Annotated in this window: 8 protein-coding genes; all 8 read right to left on the reverse strand. The window is 35.5% G+C overall.

The window, feature by feature from the left end:
* A partial coding sequence (locus tag DEU42_RS08890; RefSeq protein WP_114757943.1) for an Ig-like domain-containing protein occupies positions 1-4,745 on the reverse strand: 4,745 nt, incomplete at its 3' end.
* Between the two features lie 637 nt (positions 4,746-5,382).
* The gene (locus DEU42_RS08895; RefSeq protein ID WP_114757944.1) at positions 5,383-6,432 is read right to left on the reverse strand and encodes a response regulator; all 1,050 of its coding nucleotides are present in this window, start codon (positions 6,430-6,432) and stop codon (positions 5,383-5,385) included.
* Positions 6,429-7,613: a PAS domain-containing sensor histidine kinase gene (locus DEU42_RS08900; protein ID WP_114757945.1), complete on the reverse strand. Its 1,185-nt coding sequence runs from the start codon at positions 7,611-7,613 to the stop codon at positions 6,429-6,431. Before DEU42_RS08900 ends, DEU42_RS08895 begins: the two co-directional genes overlap by 4 nt.
* Before the next feature lie 211 nt (positions 7,614-7,824).
* Entirely contained in the window at positions 7,825-8,934 is a 1,110-nt protein-coding gene (locus DEU42_RS08905; RefSeq protein ID WP_114757946.1) for a glycosyltransferase family 4 protein, read from the reverse strand.
* Positions 8,935-8,937: 3 nt separating this feature from the next.
* The gene (locus DEU42_RS08910) at positions 8,938-10,149 is read right to left on the reverse strand and encodes a DUF1972 domain-containing protein (protein WP_114758082.1); all 1,212 of its coding nucleotides are present in this window, start codon (positions 10,147-10,149) and stop codon (positions 8,938-8,940) included.
* A 121-nt stretch (positions 10,150-10,270) separates the two neighbouring features.
* Positions 10,271-11,338, reverse strand: coding sequence for a glycosyltransferase family 4 protein (locus tag DEU42_RS08915; RefSeq protein WP_114757947.1), 1,068 nt, complete (start codon positions 11,336-11,338; stop codon positions 10,271-10,273).
* Positions 11,335-12,570, reverse strand: a complete 1,236-nt coding sequence (locus DEU42_RS08920) for a glycosyltransferase family 4 protein (protein ID WP_114757948.1) — start codon at positions 12,568-12,570, stop codon at positions 11,335-11,337. Before DEU42_RS08920 ends, DEU42_RS08915 begins: the two co-directional genes overlap by 4 nt.
* Entirely contained in the window at positions 12,560-13,258 is a 699-nt protein-coding gene (locus DEU42_RS17735) for an acyltransferase (RefSeq protein ID WP_114757949.1), read from the reverse strand. The genes DEU42_RS08920 and DEU42_RS17735 overlap by 11 nt, the downstream gene beginning before the upstream one ends.
* Between the last annotated feature and the right edge of the window lies 1 nt (position 13,259).

A 13,259-nucleotide genomic window follows, 5' to 3' on the forward strand; every position in this document is an offset into this window, starting at 1 on the left:
TCTGAATCGCTACATTGCAGCGTTACATTTAGAGATGATGACTCTGTTGACCAAACAGGAACCTGGGTGTCCTCTATGGTAATTATCTGAGTAAAGATCTCTGATATATTACCGCAAACATCAGTAGCAATCCAGGTATTGGTATAAGTACCTGAATTGGCACAAGAACCTGCCACAAAAGAACCTGAGGTTTTGGTATAGGTGATTGTACCTCCGCAGTTGTCTGTTGCAACCGGGGCTTGCGACTGAGCATTGGCCAATCCTTCTGAGTCACTGCATTCAAGAGTAACATTAAGGGCTGTTGTTTCAGTTGACCAAACAGGAACCTGGGTATCTTCAATAGTAATAATTTGGGTAAAGATCTCTGATACATTACCACAGCCATCAGCAGCACTCCATGTATTGGTATAGGTACCTGAGTTGGCGCACGCTCCTGCTACAAATGAACCTGAAGTTTTGGCGTAGGCGATTACTCCGCCACAATTATCGACAGCAACAGGTGATTGAGATTGAGCAGCAGCAAGTCCTTCTGAATCGCTACATTGCAGCGTTACATTTAGAGATGATGACTCTGTTGACCAAACAGGAACCTGGGTGTCCTCTATGGCAATTATTTGAGTAAAGATCTCTGATATATTACCGCAAACATCAGTAGCAATCCAGGTATTGGTATAAGTACCTGAGTTATCACAGTCACCACGGGTAAATTCTCCTGAGGTTTTGGTGTAGGTGATTACTCCTCCACAGTTATCTGTTGCGACAGGTGATTGTGACTGAGCATTGGCCAATCCTTCTGAGTCGCTACATTGCAACGTTACATTAAGCGCTACTGACTCTGTTGACCAAACAGGAACCTGAGTATCTTCAATAGTAATCACCTGAGTAAATACTAAAGAGGTATTGTTACATCCATCGGTAGCAGTCCAGGTATTGGTGTAAGTACCTAAGTTATCACATGCTCCTGCTACAAAAGAACCTGAGGTTTTGGTATAGGTGATTACTCCTCCACAGTTGTCTGTAGCGACAGGTGATTGTGACTGAGCATTGGCCAGTCCTTCTGTATCACTGCATTGAAGTGTTACATTTAGAGAAGATGCTACGGTGCTCCACACAGGAAACTGAGTATCTTCGATAGTAATTAACTGAGTGAAAACTGAGGATGTATTATTACAAACATCTTTTGCAACCCAGGTATTGGTATAAGTACCTGAGTTATCACAGTCACCTCGGACAAATTCGCCTGAACTTCTATTATAACTGACCGCACCGCCGCAATTATCAATAGCAACAGGAGCTTGTGACTGAGCATTGGCCAATCCCTCTGAGTCGCTACATTGCAACGTTACATTAAGCGCTACTGACTCTGTTGACCAAACAGGAACCTGGGTATCTTCAATAGTAATTACCTGAGTGAACACTGAGGAAGTATTGTTACATCCATCAGTAGCAACCCAGGTATTAGTATAGGTGCCTGCATTGGCGCACGCACTTGCTATAAAAGACCCTGAGGTTTTGGTATAGGTGATTGTACCACCACAGTTATCGGTAGCAACAGGAGCTTGTGACTGAGCAGTTGCAAGTCCTTCTGAATCGCTACATTGCAGCGTTACATTTAGAGATGATGACTCTGTTGACCAAATAGGAGCTTGGGTATCCTCTATTGTAATTATCTGAGTAAATACTGATGAAGCATTTCTACGTAAATCCAAAGCAACCCAAGTATTAGTATAAGTTCCCGAGTTTTCGCATTCACTTTGAACAAATGTTCCTGAGGTCTTGGTAAAACTAACAGCACCACCGCAATTATCAACTGCTTCAGGTTCATATAGCTGTGCAGCTGCAAGTCCTAATGCATCGCTACACTGCAGCGTTATATTAAGTGCGAAAGCAGAAGTTGTCACTACTGGAACAAGAGTGTCTACGATTGTAATTGTTTGTGTAAAAACAGAAGAACTATTGCTACAAATATCAGTAGCAGTCCAGGTATTTGTGTAAGTTCCCTCATTAGGGAAAAGTCCCTCTACAAATGAACCTGAGGTTTTGGTATAGGTAATTGTACCTCCGCAGTTATCTGTAGCGACAGGGGCTTGTGACTGAGCAGCAGCAAGTCCTGAAGCATCACTACATTGCAGCGTTACATTTAGAGATGATGCTGCGGTGCTCCACACAGGAACCTGAGTATCTTCGATAGTAATTACCTGAGTGAACACTGAGGAAGTATTATTACACACATCTTTTGCAACCCAGGTATTGGTATAGGTTCCTGCATTAGCGCATGAACCTGCTGCAAAAGAGCCTGAGGTTTTAGTGTATGTGATTGTACCACCACAGTTATCGGTAGCAACAGGAGCTTGTGACTGAGCAGTTGCAAGTCCTTCTGAATCGCTACATTGCAGCGTTACATTTAGAGATGATGACTCTGTTGACCAAACAGGAACCTGGGTGTCCTCTATGGTAATTATCTGAGTAAATTCAACTGAAGAATTACCACATCCATCATTGGCTATCCAAGTATTGGTATAAGTACCTGATTTGGCGCACGCTCCTGCTATAAAAGACCCTGAGGTTTTGGTGTAGGTGATTGTACCTCCACAGTTGTCTGTAGCAACCGGAGCTTGTGATTGCGCTGTGGCTAATCCTGAAGCATCACTGCATTGCAGCGTTACATTTAGAGATGATGCTGCGGTGCTCCACACAGGAACCTGGGTATCTTCAATAGTAATCACCTGAGTGAACACTGAGGAAGTATTATTACACACATCTTTTGCAATCCACGTATTGGTATAGGTGCCTGCATTAGCGCATGAATCTGCTACAAAAGAGCCTGAGGTTTTGGTATAGGTGATTACTCCGCCACAGTTATCGGTAGCGACAGGAACTTGTGATTGCGCTGTAGCTAATCCTGAAGCATCACTGCATTGCAGCGTTATATTTAAAGATGATGCTGTAGTGCTCCACACAGGAACCTGGGTATCTTCTATAGTAATAACCTGAGTAAAGACTGAGGAGGCATTATTACAAACATCTTTTGCAACCCAGGTATTGGTATAGGTACCTGTATTGGCGCACACTCCTGCTACAAATGAACCTGAGGTTTTGGTGTAGGTGATTACTCCGCCGCAGTTGTCTGTAGCTACAGGGGCTTGTGCCTGAGCAGTTGCAAGTCCTTCTGAATCGCTACATTGCAGCGTTATATTTAGAGATGATGCAGCGGTGCTCCATACAGGAACCTGGGTATCTTCAATAGTAATCACCTGAGTAAAGACTGAGGAAGTATTATTACAAACATCTTTTGCAAACCAGTTATTGGTATAGGTGCCTGCATTGGCACACGCCCTTGCTACAAAAGAACCTGAGGTTTTGGTGTAGGTAATTGTACCTCCGCAGTTGTCTGTAGCGACAGGAGCTTGTGACTGAGCAGCAGCAAGTCCTGAAGCATCACTGCATTGCAGTGTTACATTTTGAGATGATGCTGCGGTGCTCCATACTGGGGGTGTATTGTCCACAACATTAATCGTTTGACTTACAGGAAGAGACTGATTGTTACATGCATCTGTAGCTATCCACGTTCTTGTTATAGAATAAGTCCCCGAACAAGATCCCGGAGTATTAACTTCTGTATAAGTCAACGAGCTGACTGTCCCACTATTATCAGTAGCAACTGCCTGAGTAAATACTGGCGTATCCGGACAATTAATAGTTGTAGGAGCAGGTAAAGGATTAATTACAGGCTTAATTGTATCTCCTCCCGGTATAGTTACTGATAATTGCTTAGTACAATTATTACTATCCTTTACAGTAACCGAATATGTACCCGAAGACACATTAGAGAGGTTCATTGTTGTTGCTCCAGTATTCCACAAATAAGTATAACCTGGTGTTCCTCCGGTTACATTTAATGTTATGGAAGATGTTCCTCCACTACACCCTATGCTTGTATGTGTCTCACTTACCATTAATTCAGCAGGCTGAATAATAGCCAGTGTATAGGAATTTGAGATATTTTGAGCATCGGTAACGGTAAGTTTTGCAGTATTATTAGGAGTTGTGTATACATATGTGGGATTTGATAAAGTAGAATCAGGCGCCCCTCCATCATTTTGAAAATCCCATGCATATGTATATGGCGTTTTACCACCATTTGTTGTTGAAGTGAAATTCACAGTTGTATTGTTTCCAACTTTACACGCTTTGTAACTAAACTGAACCGCTAAAGGCTTAGAAATTGTTATAGCATTAGTAAAATCACATTGTGAATTAGAGTAATTACTACATTGATAATTTGGTCCCGGATCGTTATTACTAGTAGTTTTCCAGGCAATTATAGTATTGGTAAGACTTAATTCGTCACCACAAACCCAATTAAAAGGCCCATATAATAATTTGATGTTGTTCCCGGGAACTATATCTCCCAAAAGAACATTAACAAAAGTGGTTGTTCCACCTATATTTAAGTCGGCATTTAATCTAGCAAAGTGAACTGTGGAGCTCGAATTTGATGAATAATTTAAGTAGATGTAAACCTGTTGTGATTGACCAATTGTACAAGGCGTATTACCTATAGGAATACCACTTACGGATGAAAGGCTTAAATATACATCCGTTAATGTATAATTATTTGAAGTACAATTAAAACCACACGTCCTTAGATCTACTTGCGAAAATGCATAATGAATATTAAATAATAGAAATACTATCACAAGACTACATTTAATATTTTTAAAAAAGGAAGTAATGTTTTTCATAATCTCTAATTTTTGAAAACTGTATTTTGAGATTGTTGTGTTTTTTAATCCTTTTATTTGATCAAAAAAGTATGTTTTTTATAAGCTTATCAACTGATTAGCTTATTGCTTAAAAAAACCTTCGTAATTGTGGTATAACAATTTATAAAGTATTAGAGGAGGTAGGAATTATAAGGTTATTTTTAAGGGGGCTGGTATAATCTTTACGACTATAAATTAGTTTGTTTTATTAACTTTTTTTACAATTTATATCTTGTTAATTTTTAGCAAAAAACAAGTTTTAAAAAATGAGACATTCAGTTAACTATTTTTATTTTTGGAAGCCTTACGATATTCAAATAGTAGATTTTTAAAAAAAAATCAAACGATATATTTAAAACATATCTAAAACACCTATCAAAGTTAAATTTTAAATACAGCATGCGTAATGACACAGATCACCTAAAAAGATGATTCACATCATTTTTATTTAAGGTATGGTATCCAAAAAAATTAGTATATTTTTGATGAGAAAAAAGGCGTTAATTAACCCTGAAAAAGGCAATGTGGATTATTGATTTCAAAACGCAAAAAAAAAACATCATTTTGGAAAATCCAAAATGATGTTTTTTTACTTTACTTTTAATTTATTTTACAGCTAGTTCCTTAACGTATTAAGTTTATTAAAATTAAGAATATGAAGCGTTCCTGCGCTTTTTTTAATAAGCCCTTCTTCTTTAAAATCACTTAGCGTACGACTAACAGTTTCAGGGGAAGTTCCTGATAGTGCTGCAAGATCATCCCGTGTTATTTTTATCATAGCGTTGTCACAATTATGCTGCCCGGCCATTTTAATTATTCCCTCTGCTATCCTTTTACGTACTGACATGTAAGCAATTTGCAGAAGACGTAATTCTTTTTCTCTGATATTACAGGTAAGTATATTAATGAACTTGGCTCCTATTTCAGGATGTAAAAAAATAAGCTTATCTAATTGATCAATGGGTAAAAAACTTAAAACTGTTTCTTCTATCGCAATGGCTGTATCACTGTAAATATTTGCCGATAGCATAACGTTTATATCCAGGTAATCTCCCTCTTTGTATATGCCTGTAATTAGCTCACGTCCATCTTTGGTAAATTTTACAGTTTTTACTGTTCCGCTTATAATGTAATATATACCGGTTACGTGATCTCCCTCATAATGAATATGCTGATGAGGTTTGAATTTCCTACAGCTTCGCTCCTGCATAACGCTTTTTAATTCATCTAATCCTTTTTTATTTGAGATTATAGTATTAAGATTTTCAGGAGTCTGCCCATAATATAATTGCTGTGCTTCTTTTTTTTTGGTACGGCTTTCAATAGCCCTGAGTAATTCTGAATCATCAAAAGGTTTGGTGAGATAATCATCCGCTCCCAGTTCCATCCCTTTCCTTAAATCCGATCTTTCTGCTTTGGATGTTAGAAATATAAAGGGAATTGTTTTGGTTACTGAACTTTGACTAAGTACATGCAATACCCCATAACCATCTAATTCAGGCATCATTATATCACATAATATGATATCTGGATTATGTGTTATTGCAAGTTCAATTCCTGACTTTCCGTTTGATGCAGATAAAACTTCGTAGCCGGACAGTTCTAATATTTCAATAATATTTTCCCTAATGCTGTCATTGTCCTCAATAATAAGTACTTTGCTCATGATAATGGAAATTTAATTGAAAATATTGTACCTTCATTTTGTTTACTTTTGAAACTTATAGATCCTGCCATAAGTTTTACATATCTGGACACTATATGAAGTCCTAGTCCTGTTCCCGGAATATTTCCTGTATTTTGAGCCCTGAAAAAGGCCTCAAACAAATGTTCCTGTTCTTCTTTTGGTATACCAATACCATTATCCTTAACAGTTATATTTATACTTTTTGCTGTTATAGAAGAGTGAATCTCAATATTAGTTTCTTCACCGGAATATTTAATGGCATTAGATACCAAATTAATAATGCAATTTCTAAGCAAATTTTGATCTAATGTTACTAATCTGAATTTACCCGTATGCCTGCTTATTATCTTTTGGCTCTTCTTAGCAAGTAATTGTAACTCTTCTATTATCTCATTAACAAATAAATCAAGTTCGAAATAGGTATAAGAAACTTTTATTTTATCAGATTCGGTCTTTTCAAGCTGTAAAAAATCATTAAGAATCGTCGTGAGATTACCAATGGCACTTTTAATCTTGTAAACGTGATTCTCAATTTTATTGTGCTCGGATTTTTCGGCGTAATGCTGAATCAAAGATGAAGAAAGCTGAATAGTACTCAAAGGTGTGCGAAATTCATGAGAAGCCATAGATAAAAGCCTGCTTTTTAGCCTGCTCATCTTTATTTCATTTTCCAAAGTTGTACTTATTTCTTCTTTGGCCTCGGTAAGAGCTTCAATTGTTTCATTCAAAGAGTTTGTACGGTCCTTTACGATTTCTTCTAAATGCTGAGTATACTGAAGCAGCTTATTTTCTACCTCGGTTCGATAACTCAGGTCATGAACAAATCCTGTAAACAGTCTTTTACCCTGAAAATTGATTTCACTAATTCCTAATCTAAAAGAGAATATAGAGCCATCTTTTTTCTTACCCAGTACATCCCTATTAATACCTCTGGAATCAATCCCGGAAGACAATAAAGAGTGTAAACACGAATTATACTTTTCTATATAAGAAACAGGCATTAATAATTCAATGCTTTTTCCGATAAGTTCGTGTGGATAATACAAAAAGAGATTGCATGCAGAGGGATTTATCGATTCTATTACGCCATGTTCATCAATCGTAATAATTCCGTCAATTGCATTTTCGATAATAGCATTAAAAAGAATATGATCTTCCATATCGATCAAGTTTGGGGGAAATACAAATTTATTCAATTTTTAAATAAATTAACATTAAAATAATTTATTTTTTAATTAAATATGAATATAAAAGTAATTTCAGTAAGTTAACAACATATATATTTAAGAATAATCCGATAACTATTATAAATAATTATTTAGCATGTCTGTCAATGTAATTTCGTGAAAGGAGAAAAACAAAATACAATAATTAATAATCTAAATTTCCTTCTTTTTTATTTACAGAACACTCCATCACTTTGATTCTAATAGTCCACTGATATAACTTATTAATCATCAGAAGCAATCTTATGATTATTGAAAAAGAAAGAATTAAAAGCATAATAATTAAGGTCATTGTCAAAAAAGATTTTAAACTGACAATCAATATAAGCATTAGCATACATATTGCAGAAATTACAATATCTACTTTCTTATGTGTTAAACCAATACTCAGCAACAAATGATGAAGATGTGATTTATCAGCTTTAAAAGGAGATTTTCCATTTTTCATTCTTCCCAGATATACCCTTAACGAATCAAAAACAGGTATTGAAAAAAAGACAAGCAAGATCAATAAAACAAGATCGGGGGTTGTATCATGCGGCAACATATTTTTTTGTAAAAACTTTATAGCTAATGTTATCATTATAAAGCCTATGAACAGAGATCCTGAATCACCCATGAAAATCTTTTTCTTCCCTAAATTAAATTTTAGAAAACCTACGATAGCTCCCATAAAAACAGCACTTAAAAATACCAGAAAATAATCTTTGAAATAAATTGCGGAAATCAAAAAAATTGAGAAACCAATTAATGAAAGTCCACCCATGAGACCATCTACTCCGTCCATAAGATTAAAAGAGTTAACAACACCCGTAATAATTAAAATTGTCAATAAATACTGTATCCACGTACTTATTTCATAAATGCCAAATAAGCCATATAGTGAAGTCAGTCTTGTACCGGAAAGTGCAATGATTAGAGCCAAAATTAGTTGTATCGCTAATTTATACTTTGCCGAAATATCATTTTTATCATCAATAATACCAACGATTAGCAAAGTAATTGCTCCTGCAAAAACACTAAAGTATTCTTTGATAAAAACATTTCTGAAACCAGAAATAAAAATCACAATAAATATTACTAAGGCTATTGCTATCCCTCCTATCAAAGGCACTGTATCTAAATGCACTTTTCTGTAATTAGGTTTATCTACCAGGTTAACAGAAATTGCAACTTTTCTAATGAATGGTATAAAACTGATTGTCAAAAGAAGCGACAAAAATCCATACGATATAATTTCCAATATTGTTTTCATGACTTATCTGTTTTCGTAAAAAAAGTTATTGTCTTTTAGATGTGACAGCTGAAAATCCTGTAAAAAAGAATTCCTTAGTCTTTTTACCTCCGAAGAAACACCTATCTTCCTTTTAGTCATATAAGCTTCTTCAATCAAAAATTCATATTTCCTGGCAATGGTATTCCAGGTATACCTTCTTCTGGCTATTGAAGACATTGCGGCAGCAAGTTTAACCAGCATTTCATCATTAACAATAGATAATTGATTTACTAAATCTTGTACAGACGAAAAATAGAGCGCTTTTCCTTCAGTAGTTGTAATATTATAAGAGACATTAAAAGCTATAACCGGTAGCTCTAAATACATAGCTTCAACCAGGGATGGATTGGTTCCTCCTGCTGAATGCCCGTGAATATATAAACTTGCGTTTCCTCTTATCAAATCAATTTCCCTCTGGTCATAAATAGGATCGTACAAATAAAGATTTTGGACTTCACTATATTTATCTTTCAGTTTTTTACCATACTCACTATTATTCCAGTTCCCTACGAGTACCAGATTGGTGTCTGATTTTTGCTTGAAAGCTTCTAAAACTACATGGACATTATTTTCTGGCTCAATACGACATACCTTTACCGCATAATTCTGTTTAAGAAACGAATATTTACGTATATCCTCTTCATCAGGTTTTACATTTTTTGTATGATCTGCGCCATATTCAATAACACGGCTTAGTGTTTCATAACGGATAGCTGTATAATCCTGAATGGATTCGTTATCTGATATGTCAATATGTGAATATCTTACAGCTATTTTTTCTGACCACCATAAATACAATTTAGCCATCAGTGGCCATTTATCCCTTTTCCATTCGATTCCATCAATTGAAATGATTATTTTTTTATTTGTAAATAATCTCACAAAAGGCAAAATCCATGCTCCGGCCACACCAAGAATCAGTAAAACATCATTTTTAAAAATTGCATGGATTATAGAAATAGTATCATATAATATGCTCTGAATCCCGTTAGCTTCTAAAGGAATGTATTTTAACTTAGCTCCTTTGTACGATTTTAATCGTTCTTCCTTTTTATATTTCTTTTGAGAACAATAGACCGTAAAATCATACTTATCAGATAGATTGCTCACCAAATGATCTGCAAGGGTTTCAAAACCTCCATACTTAGCCGGTAAGCCTACGGTACCAATTATGGCAATTTTACGTGTTTTCATAATTTTATTATTTTTCTGGTACAGTACCAAAATCATGCTTCAATTAAAAACATTTGATTTTCAGCAAGTTAAAAACATTTCCTAATGTTTAATTTTCCATATTTTGGAAATAAAAACATTATCAGGAAAGCAGGTTAAATGATTTTTGCTCAAAAATATCAAGATTAAAGTCCCTGCTTTTATCTTTTGCATGTTTACTCATTTCATTATATAGTTCTTTATCCTCCAAAACTCTGCAAATGGTGGCGGATAGTAATGACAGGTTTTTACTGTCTATTAAAAAACCATTTCTACCTTCATCTACGAGTTCAGTAACACCGCCAACAGGAGGAACTATCGTTGGCAAACCATAAGCCATCGCCTCTAAAATGGTTAGGCCAAAGGTCTCAACCCATAATTTTGTATCCGATAAATTAAGCACCATAGCAGCCTCATCGTAAAATTGATGTGTGTTAATCTGAGTAGGATAAATTAAGAGATTTACAGGTATTTCTACATTTTTAAAGTAGTCGTTAATTTCTGAAATTGATGCGTTTACAATCAACTTAAAAACATACCCGGAATTCATTTCAGCCAACTTTAAAAACTCATTGACTCCTTTGTATGCTTTTAATGAACATATCATCAATACGATCTTTTCGTGTTTCGAATAATTTGAAGAAACAGATGTTTTTTGAATGAATTCTTCTTCAAGAACATTATGAATAATATGTTTTCTAACATCCAATGGCTCCTGATTGGCTAAAAACTCAGAAACATATACAATATCATCAGCTGAACATCTAACAATACCAAACAAAAAGCGTTTGAATAGTAATGGCTTCATACTGGTTTCATGTATATGATAAATGACTTTTACACCTCTTATTTTTCCGGCTAATGCTGCTCCAAATGGTAACACAGTATTTATATACAATACATCGTCTTTATTCAGAAAGAAGACTAATTTAACGGCTAAAAGAATTTGACTTGAGAAAAGAAATATCAATCGTATCAATGGATTTTTAGCAAACTTATACCAATAGAAATGACAAATAACACTGGGCAAATCTGATAAGAACCCTTCTCGTCCGCTACAGGTAAATAAATGTAATTCAACATTTCTTTTAGCCCAGCCATTTAGCAGCTGTCTTAAAACTTTAGGGCTGCCACTAAAATCATTTAATAAGTGTACCGCTATAACTCTCATAATGATATGCTATTATAAATTTCTTTAAGATGCTCTCCCCTGCTATTCCAGGTAAATCGTTCATTATATCGTTCACGCGCTTTCCTGCTCATTTTTGCCAACAAACTATTGTCATTAAACAATTTGTATAATGCATCATCAAGTCCTGAAACCGTTGCATCATAATTTGTTTGAGGTACAATAAAACCGCATTCAGATGTTATGTATTGCCCCGGACCAATGTTGTCAAGGCAAATTACAGGTAAACCAAAGGATAATGCTTCAGCTACAACCATCCCTGCTCCTTCGTGGGATGGGAACATAAACACTGATGATTTTGCGTAGAGTTTCATTAACTCCTTACGCTCAATCCATTCAATAATTTCAATATTATCTTTAGCAATGCTGTTATTGATCAATTGCTCATAAAATCCTTTTTCCGGTCCTGAGCCTACAAGCGTTAGTTTACAATTCCCCCTTTCTTCAAAAGGTATTCTATCTAAAAAATTGATAAAAGAACGAATGGTCAGATCAAAACCTTTGAGAGGAACAAAACGTCCGGCACTTATAATATGGAAACCTTGTGTTTCTCTACCCTCGACAGTACCGGAATAATCCTCTGAAGCTACAGATGGAAAAACAGAATAACTATTACCTTTCAGGTTAAGCTTAACAGGAACATCAGTATTCATACACCATATATGGGCCGAATTATCTTTTGTTTCTTTTAAAGCAGATGAATAATTCCAGAATATTTTTTTTACAAGCCAGGTAAGGCTATCTTTTATACTATAATTTAGGGAATAAGGCCTCAAATACATTTTTGGAATGAGCGGATGATGACCGACAGGACCCCAAACCAAAGGTTTATTTAATTTCCATAAAAAACTGGGTGTCCAGTCGTTATGAAAGTTAACATTGTGAGCAATATCAAATTTCAGTTTTTGTTTTTTTACAAAACCTACAATTCCCTTTTGCCATAAATAAAAGTAAAGCATGGCTCCACGGCTTCCTTTTTTCCAGAAGCGCATGTAATAGGGCAAATCAAAATATAAAAATGTGATGTTAGAATATTCAGAGGCCGGATTTATAGCCATAAATTGCTCTATTGCTTCTCTGTTGTTTTCTCTTGTAACTGCTATTACTTTATTAAATCTGGCAATTTGCATTACAAAATTCCAACCCATTGCATCTTCAGAGCCTTTATAAGGATTAACGGCATAGCAAGATGCTAAAATAATTCTATTGCTCATGACTCCTGTTTTTTAAAATTTTAGCAGGAACACCTCCAATTATACTATTATCCGGAAAAGATTTAGTTACCACACTTCCTGCAGCGATAACACATCCACAACCTATTTCTACACCATCAAGTATTGTAACCTTACTGCCAATCCAGCAATTGCGACCTATTAGTATCCCTTTTCTTGAAACCCCCTGATGCCTGATAGAAATATTTAAGTCATCACAATTATGGTTTTCGGGATGACAGCTAAAGTACTGTCCTACTATACACTCATCCCCTATTTCTAAGCCACCTCCACCACCTAAATAGGCAAATTCACCAATACCTACATTATCTCCTAATACAATCTTATCACCAGGATTATTGAGCGATGTTGATACTATTATCCTGCTAAAGGCACCTATGCTTACATTATTTCCGAATCTCACACCATTAATGCTTAATGCAGACACGGAAACATGATTTCCTAATCGTAAAAATCTGCCCCAGGTTATCCCCGATGGGTTAAAAAAACTTACCGACTTACCCAACATCATCCCTTTAGGATTTTTCAGGTAAAGGAATACAAACAACCCTCTAAATACTGCCATAAATTGTATCCGCATAAACTGTATCAGCATAGGTGTAGTGATATTTTCATCAAACCTGAAATCAGGATTTCTAAGCTGAATCAACTTCTGCATTAAAGTTTTCATA

This window comes from Flavobacterium sp. AG291 (assembly GCF_003350375.1).
GTDB classification, from domain to species: Bacteria; Bacteroidota; Bacteroidia; order Flavobacteriales; family Flavobacteriaceae; genus Flavobacterium; species Flavobacterium suzhouense.

Excerpts from the sequence above, each read along its gene's own strand:
- DEU42_RS08895 (WP_114757944.1), bottom strand. The coding sequence starts at position 6,432 with ATGAGCAAAGTACTTATTATTGAGGACAATGACAGCATTAGGGAAAAT.
- DEU42_RS17735 (WP_114757949.1), bottom strand. The coding sequence starts at position 13,258 with ATGAAAACTTTAATGCAGAAGTTGATTCAGCTTAGAAATCCTGATTTC.
- DEU42_RS08900 (WP_114757945.1), bottom strand. The coding sequence starts at position 7,613 with ATGGAAGATCATATTCTTTTTAATGCTATTATCGAAAATGCAATTGAC.
- DEU42_RS08905 (WP_114757946.1), bottom strand. The coding sequence starts at position 8,934 with ATGAAAACAATATTGGAAATTATATCGTATGGATTTTTGTCGCTTCTT.
- DEU42_RS08920 (WP_114757948.1), bottom strand. The coding sequence starts at position 12,570 with ATGAGCAATAGAATTATTTTAGCATCTTGCTATGCCGTTAATCCTTAT.
- DEU42_RS08915 (WP_114757947.1), bottom strand. The coding sequence starts at position 11,338 with ATGAGAGTTATAGCGGTACACTTATTAAATGATTTTAGTGGCAGCCCT.
- DEU42_RS08910 (WP_114758082.1), bottom strand. The coding sequence starts at position 10,149 with ATGAAAACACGTAAAATTGCCATAATTGGTACCGTAGGCTTACCGGCT.